The organism is Luteibacter sp. (genome assembly GCF_036500425.1).
Classification (GTDB): Bacteria; Pseudomonadota; Gammaproteobacteria; order Xanthomonadales; family Rhodanobacteraceae; genus Luteibacter.
In genome coordinates this window covers 28,095-50,856 of the sequence record NZ_DASYCB010000080.1, presented here as the reverse complement: position 1 = coordinate 50,856, position 22,762 = coordinate 28,095, and the positions used below count along the sequence as shown (strand labels likewise).

Sequence of the window (22,762 nt, the reverse complement as noted above, 5' to 3'; positions counted from 1 at the left end):
ACGGGTCAGTTTAAACAAGTGGAGTTTCCATGCCGAGCGTTAAAGTCCGCGAGAATGAGCCGTTTGAGCTTGCCCTCCGCCGCTTCAAGCGTACGTGCGAAAAGGCTGGCGTGCTGGCCGAAACGCGCAAACGCGAATTTTACGAAAAGCCGACCCAGGAGCGTAAGCGTAAGCGCGCTGCTGCCGTGAAGCGCCACCTGCGCCGTCTGTCTCGCGACACGACCCGCCGGACCCGCATGTACTGATTGCCACCCGGCCTGTGTAGGGCCGGTGTTGGACCCGCGGCTGGCGCGTTCGCCCGCTGCCGCCGCAATCAGGCGGAAATCCCAAGCCGGCTCCGCCGAAAGGTGGAGCCGGCTTTTCGTCGTTCTGGAGAAATGCGATGAGCCTTAAGGCAAAGATCACTGACGACATGAAGGCTGCCATGAAGGGCGGCGAGAAGGACCGGCTGGCCGTGATCCGCCTGGTCCAGGCCCAGATCAAGCAGCGTGAGGTCGATGAGCGCATCGAGCTCGACGACACCCAGGTCCTGGCGGTCCTCGAGAAGATGCAGAAGCAGCGCCGCGACTCGCTCGACCAGTTCGAAAAGGCCGGCCGCGAAGACCTGGCCAAGATCGAGCGCTACGAGATGGGTGTGATCGACGCCTACCTCCCGACCAAGCTCAATGACAGTGAGCTGGACGCCCTGATCGACGCCGCCGTGGCCGAAACCGGCGCCACCTCGGCCCGCGACATGGGCAAGGTCGTCGCCCTGGTCAAGGAAAAGGCCGCCGGCCGCGCCGATATGGGCGCCGTGGCAGGCAAGGTCAAAGCCAAGCTGACCTAAAGCCCTGCTCCCTGTAGGAGCGCGCTTGCGCGCGATGAACCTGGCCGCAAGCCCCATCGCGCGCAAGCGCGCTCCTACCGTGTCAGGGATTCACAAACGGCCCACATGGCCCGCCTCATCCTTCCCGCCGCGGCAGGGGGAGCGTCCTCCGGCTCTTTTGGAGGGAATCCCCATGCTTAAGTACGCGATCATCTTTGGCATCATCGCCCTGATCACCGGCGGCCTCGGCTTCAGCAAGGTCTCCGGGATTGCCGGCACTCTCGCCAAGATCTGCTTCGCCATCTTCCTGATCCTGTTCGTGATCGCCATCCTGGCCGTCATCGGCGTGTTCAAACTGGCTTTCTGACCACGCGCAAGACTCCTTCCGGAAGCGGTTGCGTGGCATCCTAGGCGACTGATGCGCGGCCGAATTCCTGACAACTTCATCGACGAGCTCCTGACTCGCGTCGACATCGTCGACGTGATCGAGCGGCGCGTGCCCATGAAGAAGGCCGGTAAGGAGTGGACGGCCTGCTGCCCGTTCCATAACGAGCGCTCGCCCTCCTTCTATGTCAGCCCGGCCAAGCAGTTCTTCCACTGCTTTGGCTGTGGCGCGCACGGCAGCGCCATCAAGTTCCTGATGGACTACGACCGGCTGGAATTCCCCGACGCGATCGAGGAACTGGCGCAGTCGGTCGGCATGAAGGTGCCCTACGAGGGCGGCCGCGACGACAAGCCCCGTGAAGACCGCAGCGATCTCTATACCTTGCTGGACGAGGCGGCGAGCTTTTACCAGCGTGAGCTGGGCAGCAGCGACGAGGCGAAGGCCTACGTCGACAGGCGCGGCTTGGATGAGGAAATTCTCAAGCGCTTCCGCATCGGCTGGGCGCCGGCCGGCTTCGATGGCGTGTTGAAGGCACTCGGCACCACCGACAACCGGCGCAAGCTGCTGAACGATGCCGGCATGGTCGCCAGCAACGAGCGTGGCAATCGTTACGACCGCTTCCGCGAGCGGGTCATGTTTCCGATCCTCGACCGCCGCGGTCGCGTGATCGCTTTCGGCGGCCGGGTGCTCTCGTCCGACCAGGGCCCGAAGTACCTCAATTCGCCGGAGACGCCACTGTTCCACAAGGGCCGCGAGCTGTTCGCCCTGTGGCAGGTGAAGCAGGCCAACCAGACCGTCACCCGGATCATGGTGGTCGAGGGCTATATGGACGTCATCGCCCTGCATCAGGCCGGGCTGCCCATCGCGGTGGCGACGCTGGGCACGGCGACGACGCCCGACCACGCGGAGGTGCTGTTCCGCGCCGCACCCGACGTCTACTTTTGCTTCGATGGCGACCGCGCCGGCCGACAGGCCGCCTGGCGCGCCGTGGAGTCGATCCTGCCGCGCATGCGCGACGGCCGCCAGGCGCACTTCCTGTTCCTGCCCGATGGCGAGGATCCGGACACCCTGGTACGCAAAGAGGGCAAGGAGGGCTTCGAGAAACGGATGAAGGAATCGATGCCGCTCTCGGAATACTTCTTCGAGGAAATGGCCCGTGATGTGGATGTCACCCGACTGGACGGCCGCGCCCGCCTGGCCGAGCGTGCGCGCCCGCTGATCGCCAAATTGCCCGATGGCGCCTTCCGCGACCTGATGGCCGACGAACTGAAGCGCCGGACCGGTGCGGGGGCGACCTTCGAGCCTGAGGCGGCACCCAACCGGCCGCTCCGTACGTCCCAGCAAGGCGGCACCCAGCGCAGCCTGGTGCGTACGGCGATCACCCTTTTGCTGGCCCAGCCCGCGCTGGCCCTGGAAGTAGAGCCACCCTACCCGTTCCTGCGCCTGGATCGCCCGGGCGTGCACCTGCTGGCCGAACTGCTCGATGTGATCCGCTCCCGGCCGGATATCCGTCCCGCGGTGCTGATTGAGTACTTTCTGGATCGCCCTGAGTACGCGTCGCTGCAAAAGCTGGTGCAGGCCGAGATCATCGGCGAGGCAGATATGCAACGCGCCGAGTTCCTTGGCGCCCTGTCGGGCATGCAACGCCAGGCCGTGACCCAGCGCCGCGAGGCCCTCAGCGCGCGGATCGGCAGCCTGGATGACACGGAGAAGGCTGAGCTTCGCGTTCTCCTCGCCGACCACGCCACGCAGGGCAAGGCGGCCGCGGAATGATGCAGCGCACCTGCGATGTCATGCGATCCATGGGATCATCCGGTCTTCGTACCTCGAAGGACCCGGCCCTGACCGGACGCACCAAAGCCTGATGGAATTGCTCAATAGCCTCGTCGACGTCTTCGGGCGGAACGGCTACATGGCCGTCTTCCTCGCCTTGATTCTGTGCGGCGCGGGTTTGCCCCTGCCCGAAGACATCACGCTCGTGGCCGGCGGCATCATTACTGGCCTGGGTTATGGCGACGTCCACACCATGGTTGGCGTGGGTATGGCTGGCGTGCTGATGGGCGACTCGACCATGTTCCTGCTCGGCCGCCACTTTGGCGGCCGGATCATGCGCTGGCGCCTGGTCGCCCGCCTGCTGACGCCTGAGCGCTATGCCAAGGTGCAGGAAAAGTTCGAGAAGTACGGAAACCGGCTCATGTTCGTGGCCCGCTTCCTGCCCGGCATGCGCACCGCGGTGTTCATCACCGCCGGCGCGACCCACCGTGTTGGCTTCCTCCGCTTCCTGTTGCTCGATGGCATGGCGGCGGCGATCAGCGTGCCGCTCTGGGTCTATCTCGGCTACCTGGGCGCGCATAACCACGAATGGCTGGCCATGTGGATCCGCCGCGGCCAGGCCGGCCTGTGGCTGGCCATCGCGGGCGCGGTCATCGTCGTCGGTGTGCTCTGGTGGCGCCGGAAGAAAGCCGAGCGCGAATGCGATGCCCGCGAGCATCGCCAGAAAAGTCTCAGCTCGCATCTCCGCAACGACGAGCATTAAGCGGTCCGACCAGCCCGATCCCGACAGGGTCGGAACTGTCGTTTGAGCCAACGCCAGACCCTAGGGCGAACTCCTACACGCGAGTCGGAACTCCCCCGCATGAGGCCGGGCAGACCACGTACACCCCAGCCATTTCATAGCAGGCGACAATCCTTCTCGTCGCACGACCTTCGTGCATTTGGAGGTACCCATGGTCGCCAATCCTGACATCGACCCTCATACCCACCAGATACCCGACCTCCGCCTCGCAAAGGAGGTCGACTGCGTCGTCGTCGGCCTCACCGGTGACGATAACCGGGCGCGACTTCGTCTTCGCGACTACCGCAACAGGTTCATCGACGTGCGTGTCGACAATGCAGATCTCATTCGGGAACTCAGGCCGCATCTCAATATGGGACGCCTTCGCGTCCTCGTCGATGGGCCATGGGAACGCCGGACATCGTACTGGTTTCCGAAACGCGGAGTCTGTTACGCACGCTCGTTCGTAAAGCTAAAGACAACCGATATCGCCGAGATTCTGGATCGCATCACCCAAGTCGCGGCTGACGGATGGAACTCGCTCGACGACCCTATGGCGACCTGGAAGGAGTGGAGAGGATGCGCTTGAAAGACACGCCAAAACGCGTGCTCGTCGACGCAAACTTCCTCATAGCATGGAAGAGTCCTGACGCTCCCGCCGAGGCGCGTGAGCGCGCCGAGCACTTCATTGATCGCCTGTGCGCAACACAGTCGCACCTCGTCATCCCCGCGCCTGCCATTGCCGAGTACCTTGTAAAGGCCGAGCTTTCCGAGGTCATCTCGATGGACACAATTCGCGACGAATCGTGGGTTACGGTTGGCTCATTCGACTATGAAGCCGCGATTGAAATGCATCTGATCGACCGGGCAGCGCTCTACCTTGGCCGAAAGAAAGATGGCATCGAAGATCCGTGGCAGAGAATCAAGCTCGATCGTCAAATCGTCGCCATTGCACGTACTCACGAGTGCGACCTTATCGTGACCGGTGACCGAGGAGTCATGGCCACCGCAATGCGTGTTGGTATTCCCTCATGCTCAATTGAAGATCTGGACAGTGCGGCGATCCGATGGCGGCCTCGGGTCGCTGAAGCCCGCCTCAAATGGGAGGTAGGTGGCCAACGCTCCCGACATGACACATCAACGGTCAGGGCGTCCCGCCAAGCTCAAGGATGAGCCAGTCGCGGAAGATGGTCGTTTCATCTCTCGATGCCGCCTCGCGAGCAACTGCCAGGTAGTAGGTGTGCCGAAGTGGAACATCGACAGTTATCGGCGCATCGAGTCGTCCCGCGGCCAAGTCATAAGCCACCAACAAATCCTGAGCCAACGCCACGCCCTGCCCCTCGATCGCGGCCTGCAACATCATGGTCCCATCACCAAAGCCCATCTCACGGGATATGGCGCCCGGCTCAACGCCCACCTGTTCGAACCACTGGTCCCAGCTGGCGATCGCCACGGCGCGGCGCCCCGGCCGCTCGTGGAGCAGCAGATGCTGGAACAGGTCGGCGGGCTCGCTGATACCTTCGGCGACCTGCGGCGCGCAAACCGGCGTGTATCCCGTGGTCACCAGCAGATCCATGCCCTCACCGATCCGGTCATCAATGGCCAGGTCCCAGCCGGCATCGCCGCCATCGGTGACCACCTCAACGGCGATGTCCGGGTGCCGGCTGAAGAACCGGAAAAGCCTCGGCACGAGCCACTTCGTACCAAACGTGGCAGGCACCGCGACCCGCAACGAAGCGTTTCGCTGACCGATCACCTGGTCCGTGGCATGCTGCAACGCACGAAAAGCATCCCGTATGCGCGGGAAATAGTTCTGGCCCGCCGCCGTCAGTGTCAGCTTATTGTTGCTTCGCACAAACAACGGCACCCCGAGATACGACTCCAACAGTTTGACCTGAGCACTGACCGCAGCCGCCGTGAGCGACAACTCTTCGCCGGCCCTGGTGAAGCTCAAATGCTGCGCCGCAAGCTCGAACACACGCACGGCGTTGAGGGGGAGCGAACGCTTCATCGCGAGGTCATCAAGAAAAATTTGGGGAAAGCCCGAAGAATTTCTAGTTTGCCTGTCTCGACCGGCCACGCCAAGAATCGGGTGGTCTAGCGAACGGATCTTCGATGAACACCCTCACCATCGACACCGGCACCACCAACACGCGGGTCACCGCGTGGCGGGACGGCCAGCCCATCGGACAGGCCGCCACCCAGGTCGGCGTCCGCGATACGGCGATCACGGGAAGCACCCGCAAGCTCGAAGACGCCCTGCGCGAAACGATCGGCGCCGCGCTGGCCGACGCGAACCTCGAACGCGACGATATCGGCCGCGTGCTGGCCTCCGGCATGATCACGTCGAACGTCGGCCTTTGCGAGATCCCTCATATCCCTGTTACCGCCGGTATCGACGACCTGGCGAAGGCCATGCGTGAGTCGCTGGTGGAAAACGTCTGGCACCAGCCCATTTGGTTCGTGCCGGGCGTGCGCAACAAGGTCGACCACATCGGTCTGCACAATTGCGAAGCCATGGACATGATGCGCGGCGAGGAGACCGAGTCCTTCGCACTGATCGAGCGACTCAACCTGAGCGAGCCGACCGTCATTGTCCTGCCGGGCTCGCACTCGAAATTCGTGAGCATCGACGCGCAGCAGCGCATCGACGGCTGCGTCACCACGCTGGCGGGCGAGCTTCTGCACGTCATCTCGCACGACACCATCCTGGCCGGCTCGCTCAAGGACGGCTTCGCCAAGCGCATCGATCCCGAGATGCTGCTCGCGGGCGCCGCATCCGCCAACAAGATCGGTCTCGGCCGCGCTTGCTTCAGCGTGCGCATCCTCGATCAGTTCGCGGTGTACGACGCGAACGCGCGCGCCAACTTCCTGCTTGGCGCGGTGCTCGGCTCGGACTTGCTTACACTCAAGAATTCCAGCGCGATCCGGATGAGCCCGGGCACGCGCTTCGTCATCAGCGGCAAGCCCATCCTGCGCGAGGCCATCGGCCGGCTGGTGGAGGGCGACGATTTCTTTTCCGGCACCGTCACGGTGCTGGGCGACGACGAGCAACGCGACCTGGCTGGATACGGTGCGATCACCATCGCCCGCCGCCGCGGTCTGCTCGGCTAATCAGCGACATACTCGAGGAGGGAACGCATGAACATCAAGATCGCCCTGGGGTTCAAAGCCCTTGCGCTGGCCCTGGCGCTGACCGCCAGCCCGGCGTTCGCCGCCGATGATCCGGTGAAGATTGGCTTCATCGTGAAGCAGCCCGAAGAACCCTGGTTCCAGGATGAGTGGAAGTACGCCGAGCAGGCCGCGAAGGAAAAGGGTTTCACCCTGGTCAAGATCGGCGCGCCAGATGGCGGCCAGGTCCTCACCGCCATCGATAACCTGAAATCCCAGCACGCTCAGGGCTTCATCATCTGCACGCCAGACGTGAAGCTCGGCCCCTCGATCGTCGCCAAGGCGAAGATGAACCACCTCAAGCTGATGACCGTGGACGACCGCCTCGTCGATGGCTCGGGCAAGCCGATCGACGCGGTGCCGCACATGGGCATCTCCGCCAGCAAGATCGGCGAGCAGGTCGGCCAGGCCATCGCCGACGAGATGAAGAAGCGCGGCTGGAAGCCGGAAGAAACCGGTGCGCTGCGCATCGCCTACGACCAGCTCCCGACCGCCAAGGACCGTACCGACGGCGCCGTCACCGCGCTCACCGCCGCCGGCTTCCCCAAGGCGAATGTCGTCAACGCGCCGGAAGCGAAAACCGATACCGAGAACGCCTTCAACGCCGCGAACATCGCGATCACCCAGAACCCGAAGTACAAGCACTGGATCGCGTTCGGCCTGAACGACGAAGCCGTGCTGGGCGCCGTACGCGCCGCGGAAGGCCGCGGCTTCCGAGCCGAGAACATGATTGGCGTCGGCATCGGCGGCAGCAAGTCGGCCCTGAACGAGTTCGCCAAGGCCGAGGCCACCGGCTTTTTCGGCAGCGTACTGATCAGCCCGAAGCGCCATGGCTATGAAACCTCGATCGATATGTACGAGTGGATCAAGAACGACAAGGCCCCACCGGCGCTCACGCTGACCACCGGCCGCCTGATCACCAAAGCGAATGCGGCTGAAGTGCGTAAGGAAATGGGTCTCTGATGGCTACGATCGCGCCACGCCTGGAATTTCGCCATATCGGGAAGACCTTCCCCGGCGTGCGCGCGCTCGGTGACGTAGGCTTTGCCGTGCGCGCCGGTAGCGTGCACGGCTTGCTCGGGGAGAATGGCGCCGGTAAGTCCACGATGATGAAAATCCTCGGCGGGGAGTACATCCCTGACGAGGGCGAAGTCGCGATCGATGGCGAGGTGATGCGTTTCCGCACGGCGGCCGACGCGATCGGCGCTGGTGTCGCCGTGATCCACCAGGAACTGCAGTACGTCCCCGAGCTCTCGGTGATGGAGAACCTCCTGCTCGGCCGCCTGCCCACGCGCTTCGGCATGGTCGACCGGCGCCAGGCGCTCAAATGGACACGCGAACGGCTCGATGCACTCGGTGTCGATCTCGATCCGCGCGCCCGCCTGAAGTCGCTTTCGATTGGCCAGCGGCAGATGGTCGAGATCGTCAAGGCGATCCTGCGCGATGCGAAGATTATCGCACTGGATGAGCCGACCAGTTCGCTGTCACACCGCGAAACGGAGGTACTCTTTCGCCTGGTGAACGACCTGCGTGCGCAGGGCAAGGCCATGATCTACATCTCGCATCGTATGGATGAGATCTTCGAGCTGTGCGATGCCGCAACCATCTTCCGCGACGGTCGCAAGGTCGCCGATTTCGACACCCTGGAAGGCGTGACCCGCGACGAACTCGTGCAGCGCATGGTCGGCCGCGAAATCAGCGATATCTTCGGCTACAAGCCGCGCGAACAGGGCCAGGTCCGCCTTTCGGTCAAGGGCGTGACCGGGCGCGCGGTGCCGCAGCCGATGAGCTTCGACGTCAAGGCTGGCGAGATCCTTGGCTTCTTCGGCCTCGTCGGTGCAGGCCGATCGGAGGTCATGCGTGTGGTCTATGGTGCCGATCGCCGCACGGGTGGCGAGGTGCATGTGGACGGCCAGCCGGTAAAGGCTTCCCATATTCGCGACGCGATCCGCCACGGCCTGGTCTTCTGCCCGGAAGATCGCAAGGAAGAAGGCATCATCGGCGTGCGCTCGGTGTCCGAGAACATCAACATCAGCGCACGGCGTAACCACCTTACCGCGGGGCTGTTCGTCAACGACCGCAACGAGGCACGCGTCGCCGATAGCTTTATCGAACGCCTGCGCATCCGCACGCCGCACCGCCGCCAGGAGATCCGCCTGCTTTCCGGCGGTAACCAGCAGAAAGCGGTGCTCTCGCGCTGGCTCGCGGAGAAAGACTTGCGCGTCCTGATCGTCGATGAGCCGACCCGCGGCATCGACGTCGGCGCCAAGAACGAAATCTATAACGTGTTGTACGAGCTGGCCGCGCGCGGCGTGGCCGTGGTGATGATCTCCAGCGAATTGCCGGAAGTGCTCGGCGTTTCCGATCGCGTGATCACTATGTGCCGGGGGCAGATCACCGCCCAGTTCACCCGTGGCGAGGCGACCGAGGAAAACGTCCTCGCCGCCGCGCTGCCCGAAGGCGCCAGCGCCACCCCCATGAGGAATGTTTGAAGCCATGACCGAGACCAACGCCGCCGCTATCGGCGCTGCCCGCGAGACGCAGGCCGACCGCCGCCGCGCCCTGCTCTGGCAGATCGTGGATGATTACAGCCTGATCCTGATCTTCATCGCGCTGTTCGCCGTGCTGAGCCTCACGGTGCAGTACTTCTTCAGTTGGGACAACGTGGTCGGCCTCGCGCTCTCCGTGTCGCAGATCGGCATGGTCGCGTGCACCATGATGTTCTGCCTGGCCTCGCGGGACTTCGACCTGTCGGTCGGCTCGACCGTCGCCTTCGCCGGCGTCATGTGCGCGATCGTCTCCAATGCCACCGGTAGTGTCGTGATCGGCATAGCCGCCAGCCTCGTCGCCGGTGCGCTGATTGGCGCGGTGAATGGCGTGGTCATCGCCAAGCTGAAGATCAATGCGCTGATCACCACCCTGGCGACCATGGAGATCGTTCGCGGCCTCGCCTTCATTACCTCGCAAGGCCAGGCGGTAGGCGTCACTAGCGAAGCCTTCTTCACGCTGGGCGCGCTGGAACTGTTCGGCCTGCCGGTGCCGGTCTGGGTCACCCTGGCGTGCTTCGTGGTCTTCGGCGTGTTGCTCAACAAGACGATCTACGGCCGCAACACCCTCGCGATCGGCGGTAATCCGGATGCGGCGCGCCTTGCGGGCGTGTCCGTGGATCGCGTCCGCATCGCGATCTTCCTGATCCAGGGCGTAGTCGCAGCGCTGGCCGGCATCATCCTGGCCTCGCGCATGACCAGCGGCCAGCCCAACGCGGGCGAAGGCTTCGAACTGAACGTGATCTCGGCCTGCGTGCTGGGCGGCGTCTCCCTGATGGGCGGCCGCGCGACCATCAGCGGGGTGCTGGTTGGCGTCCTCATCATGGGCACCGTGCAAAATGCGATGAGCCTCATGAATATCGACGCCTTCTACCAGTACCTCGTGCGCGGCGCGATCCTGCTGATCGCGGTGCTCGTCGACCAGCTCAAGAACCGCAGGCAGTCCCGCTGATGACCGATTCGTTCAAACCGCTTTCGCCGCAACGCCAGGCCCACGCCGAGGGCGTGATCTGGGATGACCTCGCCAACGTGGTGCGCTGGACCGATATCGCCACCTCGCACCTGTACGCCTACGACCCGGCCACCGGGCATGTCAGTGAAGCGAAGCTGCCGGCACGCGTGTGCTGTTTCGCGCTCACTCAGGAAAAGGGGGTGCTTCTGCTCGCGCTGGAGAAGCAGGTGGCGCTTTACGACACCCGCGATGGCGTGCTGGAGGTGCTCGAGGATATCGAGCCAGATATTCCCGGCACACGCGCCAACGATGGCCGCTGCGACCGTGCGGGCAACCTCGTGTTTGGCACCCTCAATGAGAAGGGGCCGGAGAAGATCGCCTCGTTCTGGCGCTATACCCACGATCGCCGACTGCACCGCCTGGCACTGCCCAAGGCCGCGATCACCAACAGCATCTGCTTCAGCCCCGATGGCGGCACGATGTATTACACCGATTCGCCTACCGCGCAGATCATGGCATGCGACTACGATGCCGCCCGTGGTGAAGTGGACCGGATCCGCGTATTCACCGAACTGCGCAAGGGCATGGAGCCGGATGGCTCGACGATCGATGCCGACGGCTTCCTGTGGAATGCCGAATGGGGTGCCTCCCGCGTGGTGCGCTACGCGCCGGATGGCACGATAGACACCACCATCGAGCTCCCGGCCCGCCAGCCCAGCTGCGTCACCTTCGCCGGCCCCGCGCTGGATCGCATGGTGATCACTTCCGCGTTCAAATACATCGACGAAGCCGTACTGGAAGACGAGCCGATCAACGGCGCCATCTTCATCGGTACGCCACCACGCGGCCACGGCATCCCCGAGGCGCGTTACGGACTTAAGGTTTCCGCATGAGCACCACGAACAAGCCCGATCCGCGCACCACCGCGCTCCCCCGGCTCGCCGGCAAGGTAGCGATCATTACCGGCGCCACGCAGGGTATCGGCGCCGCCACGGCCAAGCTGTTTGCCGCGCATGGCGCCTCGGTCGTACTGAACGTGCTTGAGGACAACGCGCAGGCGCGCCAGACCCTCGCCGAACTCAACACCGAACACGCCATGCTGGTCCAGGCCGATGTCACCGACCCCGCCGCGATCCAGCGCATGGTCGCCGTGGCCACGGAGCGCTTTGGCGCCCCCGATGTACTGGTGAACAATGCCGGCATCAACGTCTTCAACGAGCCGCTGTCGCTGACCGATGATGAGTGGACGCGTTGCTTCGAGGTCGACCTCAAGGGCGCCTGGAACTGCGCGAAGGCTGTGCTTCCCGGCATGCTCGAGGTCGGCCACGGCAGCATCATCAATATCGCCTCCGTACACGGTCACAAGATCATCCCACACTGCTTTCCCTACCCGGTGGCCAAGCATGGCCTGATCGGCCTGACCAAGGCGCTGGGGCTGGAGTACGCGGCGAAGAACATCCGGGTGAACTCGATCTCGCCGGGCCTGGTGCTGACCGCAATCGCCGAGGCTGGCTTCGCCGCCGCAGCGGATCCGGTGGCCGAGCGCCGCAAGCAGACCGAGATCCTGCCGAACAAGCGGATCGGCGAACCGGAAGAGATCGCCTATACAGCACTGTTCCTCGCCTCCGACGAGGCCCGCTACATCAACGCTGCCGATATCCGCATCGATGGCGGCCGTTCGCAGCTCTACCACGAGTAAACCCATGGCCTGGCCAACCGCGCTCCCCCTCATCGCCATCCTGCGAGGCATCACGCCGGATGACATCGTCGCCCATGTCGAAGCGCTGATTGAAGCCGGCTTCGATGCCATCGAGGTGCCGCTCAACTCGCCGGACTGGCAACGCAGCATCCCGATGGCCGCCCAGACGGCCGGTAGCCGCGCCCTGGTAGGCGCCGGCACGGTGCTGACCCCCGAGGACGTCAACCGCGTCGCCGACCTGGGCGGGCGCCTGCTGGTGACGCCGAATACCGATCCGGATGTGATCCGCCAGGGCCGCGCCCGCGACATGTACACCTCGATCGGCTTCACCACCCCTAGCGAGGCCTTTGCCGCCCTGAAGGCCGGCGCCCAGTCGCTGAAGCTGTTCCCGGCCAACGTTTACGGACCAAGTTACATCAAGGCGATCCGGGCCGTTTTGCCCCCCGATGTGCCTCTTTTGGCGGTAGGCGGCGTGACGCCGGAAAATGTAGGACAATTCCTCGATGCGGGTTGTATCGGCGCCGGGCTGGGCAGTGATCTGTATAAGCCAGGCCAGCCGGTATCGCGCACGCGCGAGCGCGCCGAAGCGTTCGTCAAAGCCTACCGTTCGGTCTAATCGGTCAAAGCATGAAAGTAACCAAGATCACCACGTACCGCGTCGCTCCCCGCTGGATGTTCCTGAAAATGGAAACCGATGAGGGCGTGGTCGGCTGGGGCGAACCGGTCGTCGAGGGCCGCGCACGGACGGTGGAAGCCGCCGTGCACGAGCTTTCCGAGATGGTGATCGGCAAAGATCCATCGCGCATCAACGACATCTGGCAGCAGATGTACCGCGGTGGTTTCTACCGGGGTGGCGCCGTATTCATGAGCGCCATGGCCGGTATTGACCAGGCGCTCTGGGACATCAAGGGCAAGGCACTCAACGCGCCGGTCTATGAACTGCTTGGCGGCCGTGTCCGCGACCGCATGAAGACCTACTGCTGGGTCGGCGGCGATCGCCCCGCGGACATCATCGCGCAGATGAAAGAACGCCTTGCCCACGGCTTCGATACGTTCAAGATGAATGGCTGCGAGGAGATGAGCATCATCGCTTCCAGCAAGCAGGTGGATGCCGCGGTGGCCAAGGTCGCCGAAATCCGTGAGGCGTTCGGCACGACCATCGAGTTCGGCCTGGATTTCCACGGCCGCGTCTCGGCGCCGATGGCGAAGGTGCTGGTCAAGGAGCTCGAGCCGTTCCGGCCGTTGTTCATCGAGGAGCCGGTGCTGGCCGAGCAGGCGGAGTACTACCCGCGTATCGCCGCGTCGACCTCCATCCCACTCGCCGCCGGCGAACGGATGTATTCACGTTTTGAGTTCAAGGGCGTCCTTGAGCGCGGTGGCATCTCGATCATCCAGCCGGATCTGTCGCATGCCGGTGGTATCACCGAGTGCGTCAAGCTCGCCGCCATGGCCGAAGCCTACGATGTCGCCTTCGCCCCGCACTGTCCGCTTGGCCCGATCGCGCTGGCCGCATGCCTGCACGTCGACTTCGTGAGCTGGAACGCCACGTTGCAGGAACAGAGCATGGGCATCCACTACAACAAGGGTGGCGAGGTTCTCGACTATGTGCGCAACAAGGAGGCGCTGAAGCTGGATGATGGTGGCTACGCCCAACCGTTCACCGGCCCGGGCCTGGGTATCGATGTGAACGAAGAGCTGATCATCGAGCGCAGCCGCGAGGTGCAGGATTGGCGTAACCCGCTTTGGCGCCACCCGGATGGGTCGGTCGCGGAGTGGTAGAGAACGCATCGCGCGCAAGCGCGCTCCTACAGGGCCTCGGTCAACGTCACCTGCGCGGCTCCTTGTAGGAGCGCGCTTGCGCGCGATCAGCATCGAGGACGCGCGTCTCGCCCGAAGCGAGGCCATCCAACCGGTAATCGCCGATCGCCTCGCGAATCAGCCGTAACGTCGGCAAGCCAACGGCGGCCGTCATCCTGCGCACCTGGCGATTCCGCCCCTCCCTCAACGTAATCCTTAGCCACGCATCCGGCACCGTCTTGCGAAACCGGACAGGCGGATCACGCGACCACAGCCACTCGGGCTCATCGATCAACTCGGCACCGGCAGGCAACGTCAGCCCGTCGTTCAACACGACACCCCGGCGCAACCTCTCCAGGGCCTCCTCGGTCGGCGTGCCTTCGACCATCACCACGTACGTCTTCGGCTGCTTGTGCTTCGGGTCGGCGAGCCGGTGCTGCAGCGTCCCGTCGTCGGTCAGCAGCAGCAGGCCTTCACTATCGTGGTCAAGGCGCCCGGCGGCATAGACACCCTTCTGCGTGACGAAGTCGGCCAGCGTGCGCCGGCCGGCTTCGTCGGTGAACTGGCACAGTACCCCGAAGGGTTTGTTCAGGGCGACCAGCACCTTACTTCGCGGGCTTCACGAAACGCAGGGTCATGCGGTCGGATTCGCCGATGGCCGTGTACTTCGCCTTATCCGTCGCGCCCAGGTCATACGTGGGCGGCAGGGTCCACACACCCTTCGGGTGGTCGTGGTTGTCCTTCGGGTTAGCGTTTACTTCGCTCTGGCCATCCAGCCTGAAGCCGGCATCGGTGGCGAGCTTGATCACGTAGTCGGTCGGCAGGTAGCCGCTGTTCACCACCTGGTCGAGGGTCTTGCCCTTGTCCGCGCGGTGATCTTCGACACCGAGCACACCACCCGGCTTCAGCACCTTGAAGAAGGCCTTGAACATCGATTCGGCGCTGCCGTCCTCGGCCCAGTTATGCACGTTACGGAAAGTCAGCACCATGTCGGCCGAGCCATCCGGGCCGAGCGTAGGCTGCTTGTTGTCGAACTCCACCAGCTTCGCGTTCGAATACTGCTGCGGACCGAACTTGAACTTGTTCTCGAGCGCGGTCTTGCTCTTCGACGCCGGCGGCACCAGGCCGATGTAGTGGCCGTGCGCATTGAGGTACGGAGCGAGGATCTCGGTGAACCAGCCGCCTGACGGCCAGATCTCGATCACGGTCATGTCCGGGCGGATGCCGAAGAACGTCAGCATTTCCTTCGGATGACGGTACGGATCGCGCGCGGTGTTCTTCGGATCGCGCCACTTGCCGGCGATCGCCGCATCGAGCTGGGTAGCGGAGGCCTGGCTGGCGCTGGCCGGCGGGGTGGCCTGCGCGGGCTGGTCCGCGTCCATCGCCAAGCTGGCGGCGGGGAGGGAAAGACCAAGGAGACCTGCGAGAACGAGTTTCTTCATGGCGGCTACCACCGTGGGGGACAGGGCAGGAAATCTAGCACGGCACACCGACCACGACGTGTGTCTTGCGGCGACCCTCACGAATCGACGAGCATCATGGGGCTCCCCACAGGGATGATCCCCATGCAGCTCCCCACGGCCCGCCTCCTCACGGGCGCCATCCTGCTTGCGCTGGCCGCCTCGGCTGCCGCACAACAGGCCCAGCCGCTTGCACCCGTGGTGGTGACGGCCACCCGCAGCGCGCAGTCGCCCTATGACATTCCCGCGGCGATCGACAGCGTGCGTACGCCTCCGGACGGCACGCTCGACGTCAACCTGTCTGAGCGCCTGCAGTCGATCCCGGGCGTCACCGCACGCGATCGGCAGAACTACGCGCAGGACACCCAGATCTCGATCCGCGGGTTCGGTGCGCGCTCCACCTTCGGGATCCGCGGCATCCGCCTGTATACCGATGGCATTCCAGCCACGATGCCCGATGGCCAGGGCCAGGTGACCCACTTCAATCTCGATTCGGCCGAGCGCGTGGAAGTACTGCGCGGGCCGTTCTCGGCGTTGTATGGCAATGCATCGGGCGGCGTGATCCAGCTGTTCACCGCCGACGGGACCGAGCCGCCCGAGCTGCGCTTTGGCGTTGCTGGTGGTAGCAACGGTGTATTTCGCACCTCGGTGAATGCGCGTGGCGTGGAAGGCCCGGTCGACTACAACGTGGACCTTAGTCACTTCCGCACCAGCGGCTATCGCGACCACAGCGCCGCGCGGCGCGAGTCGGGCAACGCGAAGCTGGGCTGGAAGATCGACGACGACCGCAAGCTCACCCTCGTGTTGAATGCGGTCGATATCCCCGGCGCGCAGGATCCCCTCGGCCTGACCAAGGCGCAGTTCCATGCGGATCCACGCCAGGTCGCGACGGTCGCCGATACCTTCAACACGCGGAAGTCGGCCGACCAGCAGCAGGCCGGCCTCATCTACGATCAGCGGATCGACGCTGCGAACAGCGTGCGCGTCATGACCTACTACGGTCAGCGCACGGTCACGCAGTACCTGTCGATTCCTGTAGTGACACAGAACTCGCAGCGCGGCAACGCCGGCGGCGTGGTCGACCTCGGCAATGCGTATGGTGGTGGCGACGCGCGCTGGACCTGGCGTGACCAGGTGCTGGGAAGACCCTTCGAGCTGGCCGCAGGCGTTGCCTATGACAACCAGCACCAGCACCGCGAGGGCTACAACAACTTCGTAGGCACGACGTTAGGCGTACGTGGGGTCCTGCGTCGCGATGAGATCGATCGCGTGTTCGATTTCGACCAGTACGCCCAGGCAACATGGCGGGTCGCCGATGCATGGACCCTGATGGGCGGCGTGCGCCATAGCGATGTGCACTTCCAGTCCAGCGACCGCTACATCGTGCCAGGCAACCCGGACGATAGTGGCGCGGAAGGCTATGCGGCGACGACGCCGGTCTTCGGCGTGCTGTGGCGTGTCGCGCCGTGGGCACACGTGTATGCCAACTGGGGCCGAGGGTTCGAAACGCCGACCTTCTCCGAGATCGGCTATCGCGCCGACGGCGGTGCTGGCCTGGCCTTCGACCTTAAGCCGTCGAAATCGCGCAACAGCGAGGTGGGCATCAAGCTGCAGCCCACCGACGAAATAAAAGGTGGCATCGCCCTGTTCCGCGCCGATAGCGACGACGAGCTGGCCGTGGCGACCAATGTCGGTGGGCGCACCACGTATCAAAACATCGCGCGCTCGCGCCGGCAGGGCATCGAGGCATCGTTCGATGGCACGCTGGCGAACGAACTACACCTACTGGTCTCGTATACGCACCTCCAGGCCAGCTTCCGCACGCCGTTCCTTACCTGCGTCTCCGCTGGCTGTGCAGCGCCGGATACACCGGTCGGTGCGGGTACTCGCATTCCCGGCGTACCGCGTTCGATGGGGTACGCCGCGTTGAAATACGGCGGCGAGACCGGTGCGCAGGCCGGCTTCGATATGAACGCCATGGGTGCGACGACGGCCAACGATCTCGGCACGGCGGTGGCGCCGGGCTACGCACTGTTCGGGGTGTCCGGCGGCTATGTGTTCGACGACGGTCCGTGGCGCATCAACACCTTCGCCCGTGTGGACAACCTGACCGGCCGGCATGTGATTGGCTCGGTGATCGTCAATGACGGTAATGGGCGGTACTTCGAACCCGCGCCGGGGCGGACGTTCCTGGTTGGTATAGATGTGAGCTGGCGGTGACCGGGGATCGCGCGCAAGCGCGCTCCTACAAGAGCCTGCGCAGGTCTCATGTAGGAGCGCGCTTGCGCGCGATTAAGCGGAGATGGCCAGGCGCTCGGAGCGGTACATCAGGGCCGTCGCCCACACCGCCAGCGCCGCGGCGGCGAAACCGCCTGCCAGGCACAGCACCAGCTCCTGCCCCGTGATGCCATCGCCGCGGAGCAGCTGCACGATGCCGAGGTTCTGGCCCAGCAAGGGTACGGCGTACATCCACGGCTCCGGCTTGAGCGGGATCACCGAGAGCAACGCGCTCGGCAGGATCGGGATGATCATCAGGATCGACAGGTAGGTCTGCGCCTCCCGGTAACTTTTGGCGAAGGCAGATACCAGCGATTGCAACGCGGCGAGCAGGAGTATGAGCGGGAGCATCAGCAACACCACCTGAGCGCCGAAGCGGAGACCCAGGTCGAGCACGATACCCAGCTTCTCGGTCGGAATGAACCACGGGGCAGTCGAGAATGCCGCCACGCTCAGCAACAGGCTGATGACCGAGAACGTACAGATCGCAGCGAGCTTGCCTGCGAGGATCTTCCAGCGCGCCACCGGATTCACGAACAACGGTTCCAGCGACTGCCGCTCGCGCTCCCCCGCGGTCAGGTCGATCGCCAGGTACATGCCGCCCATGAAGACGGTAAGCACGAAGAAGTACGGCAGGAACGAGAACATCAGCGCCGAGCGCGATTGCGAGGTCGCCTGGTCGCGGTCGGCGACGTTCACCGGCCACGCGGTCGAGGGTGAGAGGCCACGCGCGATGAGGCGCATGGCGCCTTCGCGGCGGGCGAAGTTCTCGACCACACCGCGGACGCGCGCCACCGTGGTGTTCGCATCACGGCGCGAGGAATCGTAGATGACCTCGACCTGGACGGACTGTCCCTTGTTCCAGGCCTGGACATAGTCAGGCGCGATACGGATCACCACGTCCGCACGCATATCGTGGACGGCACGCTCGGGGTCGGTCACGGTCGCGCCGGCGTCGATGCCTGCGCTTTTCAGCGCACGGATGAAGTTCGGCGCGAGCTCGGCGCCAATCACGGGGACGTTGATCGGCTGGTCCGCGCGCGCCAGCTCGCGATTCACCATGACGTTCATCAGCATGATGAACAGCACGGGTCCCAGCAGCGGTCCAGTAATCAGGGCATTGATAAGCGTTCGGCGATCACGCAGGTTCTCGCGGACTTCCTTCCAGTACACAGCGGTGAATGCGTTCATGCGGCCAGGCCCTCGTCGGTACCGATGATTTTTACGAAGGCTTCTTCGAGGCTGGTCTCGCCAGTCTTTTCCAGCAAGGCCGAAGGCGTATCGTCGGCGACGACGGTTCCGTGCGCGATCACCACGATGCGATCGCACAGCGCAGCGACCTCCTGCATGATGTGGCTGGAAAACAACACGCAGCGTCCTTCCGCTTTCAGCTGATGCATGAAGCGGCGCATGGCCCGCGTGGCCATGACGTCCAGGCCATTGGTCGGCTCATCGAGCAAGACGTTGCGCGGATCATGGACCAGTGCACGGGCGATCGCCGTCTTCACCCGCTGCCCCTGCGAAAAGCCCTCCGTGCGCCGCGTGGCGATATCGCGCATTTCCAGCGCATCGATCAGCGCCTCGCGGCGCCGGGCGATCTCTGTTTCGCTCATGCCCTGGAGGCGCCCGAAGTAGGTGATATTTTCCGAGGCGGTAAGACGCTTGTACAGCCCGCGCGCATCCGGCAGCACGCCAAGGCGGCGGCGCACGGCGACGGGATCGTCGGCAGGGTCGACGCCGTCCACCAACACCTGGCCCGTATCCGGCTTCATCAGCGTATAGAGCATGCGCAAGGTGGTGGTCTTGCCGGCGCCGTTGGGCCCTAGCAAACCGGTGATCTCGCCATCACGCGCGGTGAAGCTCACGCCGTCCACGGCTTTCACCGCGCCAAACGCCTTGCGCAGGTCCTTGACTTCGATCATGGCGTCGCTCCGTTGAATCCGACGAACACGGGGACCGGTGAAAGCCGTTCGAGGCATTTCCCATCCAGCCCTTTCGCATCGGCCTTGTCGATGAACTGGTCGAGCAGGCGGGGCATGCAGCCGCGTGCCACCACGTTATGACCCTGGCCCTGCAGCACGAAGTGGCGGCCGTTGGGCAGCCCCTTCAGCACCTCGTCGCCGTAATGCGGGGGTGTCACCGGATCGAACTCGCCCGACATGAGCAGCGCCGGCACCTGGCTTTGCAGGGGCTGGTGGAAATCCGCGGGGCGCTTGCCATGCGGCCACACCGAGCACGCGGCACGGAATGCCTCGATCATGTTGTCACCGAGGATCGTGTCCTTGTCCTGGGGGCGCGAGGTAAGCAGGTCGGCGTCCTCCGAACAGATCACCGAGTACTGCATGCCGCCATCCATCGTGTCGCCCAGGTCGCCGGTCAGCAGCCTGGCCTGGCCCAGCAAGGGGCCGACATCGCCCCGCGCAGCGGCGTCGATCGAAAGCGGGAGCAGCGCGGCGGTTTCGGGTGAGTAAGCGAACATGCGTACCACGGTCGCCAGCACGTATTCGCTCAGCACGCGCTGGGTGCTGGCATAGGTCTGCGGATCACGGAAGGTGACTTTGTGCGGGTTGGCGCGCAGCGCGTCGCGCAGCTGGTAAAGCGTCTGGTACGGGTCGGCGAAGCGGGCGCGACACGCCTCATCGTTGGCGCAGCGGGTGAACTGAGCCTTCAACGCCGCATCGAGGTTCACGGCGAAATCCTCGCCCAGCACCAGCGCGTTCGGCGCGATACCGTCGAGTGCGATCGTGCGGATCGCCTCTGGATGGCGCATGGCGTATTGCTGCGCGACGCGCGTTCCGTACGATACGCCGAGCACGTTGAGCTTCGGCGAGCCCAGCGCCTTGCGCAGGTCTTCCAGGTCGGCCACCGCATCGGTCGTGGTGTAGAAGCGCACGTCGGCCTGGGCTGAGAGGCTATCCAGGCAATGCTTCGTCTCCTTGCGCACGGCGTCCAGATCGACGCCGCTGCTTTCTTCCGATCCCCCCGGTACGTCGTGGTCATCGCCGTCGCGGCAGCTCAACGGATGAGAGCCGCCGGTGCCGCGCTGATCGAGCAGCACGACGTTGCGGTGCGCCAGCACCAGGGCCATCGCCGGCGCCACGCTGGCGTAGGTCTCCGTCGCCGCCTGGCCTGGACCACCGGCCAGGAACACGACCGGATCCCCCGCCGGCACCTGTGCGCTGCTGCGCACGATGGCCAGCCGCATATCGAGTTTGCGTCCTTCGGGGTGGTCACGGTCCTCGGGTACCTGGAACGGCGCGCACCACGCGGCCGTGGATAGGCCCGAGTGCGGCTGCCCCAGTTCGCACGGATGCAGGGTGAGCGAGCCTAACTGCCAGGTACGCGGAACGGCCGGCGTGCTATCGGCGGCGACAGCCGTGCTCGTTGCAGGCGTCGCCTCGGTGTGGCCGCGGTGCATCACCTGGCGGCCGGCAAAGGCTGCCGTGACAATCGCGACGATGATGGCGATGCGGGGTGCGCGTTTCATTCCCTCAGGCTCCCGGCGTGAAGATGGATTCGATGGACAGCGAGAACACGCCGGCGATCTTGAACGCCAGTGGCAGGCTGGGATCGTACTTGCCCGTCTCGATAGCGTTCACGGTCTGTCGCGATACATCGAGGCGTTCGCCCAGATCGGCCTGGGACCAGCCCAGTGCCGTGCGTAATTCGCGGACTCGGTTATTCATGGCTGCGGTAGTACCAGCGCATGCTGCACTTGGCGATGCCGAACAGTCCCATCAAGATCGGAAACACCCAGATCGCGACGGCTGCCCCGGTCGGATCCGGGAGCACTTTTGCGTTGAGCAAAAGGCCATAGGTAAGGAACCCGAACACGCCGATGCCACCCGCTATCGCGATCGCCTCGAGGTCGATGCGCCGTTCCAGTTCATCCTGGTCACGGATCACCCGCACCATAGCGCGGATGACAAACGCGATGGGAATGGCGGGCAGCACGGTGACCGCAGCCCGGGCCAGTGTGCCATCCAATGTCCTGAGCCAGAACAGCGAGGCGAACAGGATGACCACATACCCGGCCATGGCTGGGAAGAACTCGCGCAGGTAGCGCTTGTGGACGGCACGCATCGCCATGTCAGTGGGCCTCGATGAACGCGTTGAGCGCCTTGCCGAAAGCGGCCGGCTGATCGAGCATGACATAGTGGCGCGAGGGCGCGAGCGCGATCACCTTCGCGTTCGGTGCGTCGGCCAGCAGCGCGCTGTAGTACGCCACCTTCTGTTCCTGGGTGATCTTCACCGGACCCATCTGCGCATCCTGTTCCGCGAACGCCGTGATCTCCAGGATCGGCGCTTTCGCCGCCTTCAGCTCAGGCCGGAAATCAGCCCCGGCATCTTCGGCCATGTAACGCGCGACGGCCTTCTGGTCGCTACGGGCGTTGAGCGGCGCCACGCGGGTGGCCGTCGCCGGATCCAGCGTGCCGATCTTCTGCATGTACGCGAGCTGCTGTGCCTCGAATTCCGCCGGCGTCGCAGCCTCCGTCTTCGCCTTTAGCTGGGCCGCGATCGCGGTGCGCTGCTCGGCGCTCACCCGCTCCATGCCCGGAAAGATCGGCAGGCCATCCACGGCGACGACGCCACCGGTCAGGTCCGGGTGGCGGCCGGCGAAACGCAGGGCCAGGGTGCCACCAAGACTGTGGCCGACGAGGATGGGCTTTTCGATATGGTTCTTCTGGATAAAGTCCGCCAGTGAAGCATCAGCCCGGTCCATCCAGTTGCCGTCGGCGGAGGGGGCGGGCGTCCCGTTGAAGCCGGCCAGGGTCACCGCGTAAACGACGTGGTTCTTTTCCAGGTCCGTGATCGTGTCCTTCCAGACCCAGGGGCCAACCGCCAGACCAGGGATCAGGATGACCGGCCGGCCCGAGGTGCCATGGCGCTCGATGCTCAACGTGCCAGCCTGGACGGCCTGGGCCGCCTGCATGGTGGCGGTGGAGGGCGTGGCAGCGTGCAGGGTGGAAGCAGCGCAAACGGCCATCAGCAGGGCGGCGGCGCGGAAAACGATACGGTACGACATGGTCGAGCTCCTTTCGTTGACGTGGAGCGTGTCAAGCACGCTTGACATCATCCTGCGCGCAGAACGATCGCGTGTCAAGGATCCTTGACA

At 64.5% G+C, this 22,762-nt stretch carries 25 protein-coding genes; 16 read left to right on the top strand and 9 right to left on the bottom strand.

Annotation, left to right across the window (positions count from 1 at the left end):
* Window positions 1-29 precede the first annotated feature (29 nt).
* The 7 genes from rpsU to VGN46_RS19470 all read left to right on the top strand — a co-directional run bounded on the left by rpsU (window position 30) and on the right by VGN46_RS19470 (window position 4,917).
* Window positions 30-245 (top strand): 30S ribosomal protein S21, encoded by a 216-nt coding sequence (rpsU, locus tag VGN46_RS19500; RefSeq protein WP_029213735.1) that lies wholly within the window; start codon window positions 30-32, stop codon window positions 243-245.
* Window positions 246-382: 137 nt separating this feature from the next.
* Complete coding sequence (locus VGN46_RS19495; RefSeq protein ID WP_331646334.1) at window positions 383-826, top strand: GatB/YqeY domain-containing protein; 444 nt, start codon at window positions 383-385, stop codon at window positions 824-826.
* Between the two features lie 172 nt (window positions 827-998).
* Window positions 999-1,172: a DUF1328 domain-containing protein gene (locus VGN46_RS19490; protein ID WP_331646332.1), complete on the top strand. Its 174-nt coding sequence runs from the start codon at window positions 999-1,001 to the stop codon at window positions 1,170-1,172.
* Between the two features lie 51 nt (window positions 1,173-1,223).
* Window positions 1,224-2,963, top strand: coding sequence for a DNA primase (dnaG, locus tag VGN46_RS19485; protein ID WP_331646330.1), 1,740 nt, complete (start codon window positions 1,224-1,226; stop codon window positions 2,961-2,963).
* A gap of 91 nt (window positions 2,964-3,054) precedes the next feature.
* A complete protein-coding gene (locus VGN46_RS19480; protein WP_331646328.1) occupies window positions 3,055-3,726 on the top strand; it encodes a DedA family protein in 672 nt (223 codons plus the stop codon).
* 190 nt (window positions 3,727-3,916) lie between these two features.
* Entirely contained in the window at window positions 3,917-4,333 is a 417-nt protein-coding gene (locus VGN46_RS19475) for a hypothetical protein (RefSeq protein WP_331646326.1), read from the top strand.
* Window positions 4,324-4,917 carry a type II toxin-antitoxin system VapC family toxin gene (locus tag VGN46_RS19470; RefSeq protein WP_331646324.1) on the top strand — a complete coding sequence of 198 codons (594 nt, stop codon included), beginning with the start codon at window positions 4,324-4,326 and terminating at the stop codon, window positions 4,915-4,917. Before VGN46_RS19475 ends, VGN46_RS19470 begins: the two co-directional genes overlap by 10 nt.
* On the opposite strand, the gene VGN46_RS19465 is transcribed toward VGN46_RS19470, so the two are convergent.
* Window positions 4,889-5,755 (bottom strand): LysR substrate-binding domain-containing protein, encoded by an 867-nt coding sequence (locus tag VGN46_RS19465; protein WP_331646322.1) that lies wholly within the window; start codon window positions 5,753-5,755, stop codon window positions 4,889-4,891. The two genes, VGN46_RS19470 and VGN46_RS19465, sit on opposite strands and share 29 nt — an antisense overlap.
* Window positions 5,756-5,859: 104 nt before the next feature.
* On the opposite strand from VGN46_RS19465, the gene VGN46_RS19460 reads away from it, so the two are divergent.
* From VGN46_RS19460 to dgoD, 8 genes are read left to right on the top strand one after another with little or no spacing between them, the layout of a single operon-like run.
* Complete coding sequence (locus tag VGN46_RS19460; protein ID WP_331646320.1) at window positions 5,860-6,858, top strand: 2-dehydro-3-deoxygalactonokinase; 999 nt, start codon at window positions 5,860-5,862, stop codon at window positions 6,856-6,858.
* A 27-nt stretch (window positions 6,859-6,885) separates the two neighbouring features.
* Window positions 6,886-7,878: an arabinose ABC transporter substrate-binding protein gene (locus tag VGN46_RS19455; protein ID WP_331646318.1), complete on the top strand. Its 993-nt coding sequence runs from the start codon at window positions 6,886-6,888 to the stop codon at window positions 7,876-7,878.
* Window positions 7,878-9,407 (top strand): L-arabinose ABC transporter ATP-binding protein AraG, encoded by a 1,530-nt coding sequence (gene araG / locus VGN46_RS19450; RefSeq protein WP_331646316.1) that lies wholly within the window; start codon window positions 7,878-7,880, stop codon window positions 9,405-9,407. Before VGN46_RS19455 ends, araG begins: the two co-directional genes overlap by 1 nt.
* 4 nt (window positions 9,408-9,411) lie before the next feature.
* Window positions 9,412-10,413 (top strand): L-arabinose ABC transporter permease AraH, encoded by a 1,002-nt coding sequence (gene araH / locus VGN46_RS19445; protein WP_331646314.1) that lies wholly within the window; start codon window positions 9,412-9,414, stop codon window positions 10,411-10,413.
* Complete coding sequence (locus VGN46_RS19440; RefSeq protein ID WP_331646312.1) at window positions 10,413-11,306, top strand: SMP-30/gluconolactonase/LRE family protein; 894 nt, start codon at window positions 10,413-10,415, stop codon at window positions 11,304-11,306. Before araH ends, VGN46_RS19440 begins: the two co-directional genes overlap by 1 nt.
* Entirely contained in the window at window positions 11,303-12,112 is an 810-nt protein-coding gene (locus VGN46_RS19435; protein ID WP_331646310.1) for an SDR family oxidoreductase, read from the top strand. The genes VGN46_RS19440 and VGN46_RS19435 overlap by 4 nt, the downstream gene beginning before the upstream one ends.
* Window positions 12,113-12,116: 4 nt before the next feature.
* On the top strand, window positions 12,117-12,728 hold the full coding sequence (locus VGN46_RS19430) for a 2-dehydro-3-deoxy-6-phosphogalactonate aldolase (RefSeq protein ID WP_331646308.1): 612 nt from the start codon (window positions 12,117-12,119) through the stop codon (window positions 12,726-12,728).
* Window positions 12,729-12,739: 11 nt separating this feature from the next.
* Complete coding sequence (gene dgoD / locus VGN46_RS19425; RefSeq protein WP_331646306.1) at window positions 12,740-13,891, top strand: galactonate dehydratase; 1,152 nt, start codon at window positions 12,740-12,742, stop codon at window positions 13,889-13,891.
* A gap of 46 nt (window positions 13,892-13,937) precedes the next feature.
* On the opposite strand, the gene VGN46_RS19420 is transcribed toward dgoD, so the two are convergent.
* Complete coding sequence (locus tag VGN46_RS19420; protein WP_331646303.1) at window positions 13,938-14,513, bottom strand: pseudouridine synthase; 576 nt, start codon at window positions 14,511-14,513, stop codon at window positions 13,938-13,940.
* Between the two features lies 1 nt (window position 14,514).
* Entirely contained in the window at window positions 14,515-15,351 is an 837-nt protein-coding gene (locus VGN46_RS19415; protein ID WP_331646301.1) for a methyltransferase, read from the bottom strand.
* 123 nt (window positions 15,352-15,474) lie between these two features.
* On the opposite strand from VGN46_RS19415, the gene VGN46_RS19410 reads away from it, so the two are divergent.
* A complete protein-coding gene (locus VGN46_RS19410; protein WP_331646299.1) occupies window positions 15,475-17,589 on the top strand; it encodes a TonB-dependent receptor in 2,115 nt (704 codons plus the stop codon).
* A gap of 72 nt (window positions 17,590-17,661) precedes the next feature.
* On the opposite strand, the gene VGN46_RS19405 is transcribed toward VGN46_RS19410, so the two are convergent.
* From VGN46_RS19405 to VGN46_RS19380, 6 genes are read right to left on the bottom strand one after another with little or no spacing between them, the layout of a single operon-like run.
* Window positions 17,662-18,837, bottom strand: a complete 1,176-nt coding sequence (locus VGN46_RS19405; RefSeq protein WP_331646297.1) for an ABC transporter permease — start codon at window positions 18,835-18,837, stop codon at window positions 17,662-17,664.
* Window positions 18,834-19,568, bottom strand: a complete 735-nt coding sequence (locus tag VGN46_RS19400) for an ATP-binding cassette domain-containing protein (protein WP_331646295.1) — start codon at window positions 19,566-19,568, stop codon at window positions 18,834-18,836. Before VGN46_RS19400 ends, VGN46_RS19405 begins: the two co-directional genes overlap by 4 nt.
* Window positions 19,565-21,133, bottom strand: a complete 1,569-nt coding sequence (locus VGN46_RS19395; protein ID WP_331646293.1) for an alpha/beta fold hydrolase — start codon at window positions 21,131-21,133, stop codon at window positions 19,565-19,567. Before VGN46_RS19395 ends, VGN46_RS19400 begins: the two co-directional genes overlap by 4 nt.
* Before the next feature lie 4 nt (window positions 21,134-21,137).
* On the bottom strand, window positions 21,138-21,332 hold the full coding sequence (locus VGN46_RS19390; RefSeq protein WP_331646291.1) for a helix-turn-helix transcriptional regulator: 195 nt from the start codon (window positions 21,330-21,332) through the stop codon (window positions 21,138-21,140).
* On the bottom strand, window positions 21,325-21,735 hold the full coding sequence (locus VGN46_RS19385; RefSeq protein WP_331646289.1) for a hypothetical protein: 411 nt from the start codon (window positions 21,733-21,735) through the stop codon (window positions 21,325-21,327). Before VGN46_RS19385 ends, VGN46_RS19390 begins: the two co-directional genes overlap by 8 nt.
* A 1-nt stretch (window position 21,736) precedes the next feature.
* Complete coding sequence (locus tag VGN46_RS19380) at window positions 21,737-22,672, bottom strand: alpha/beta hydrolase (RefSeq protein WP_331646287.1); 936 nt, start codon at window positions 22,670-22,672, stop codon at window positions 21,737-21,739.
* Window positions 22,673-22,762: the final 90 nt, after the last annotated feature.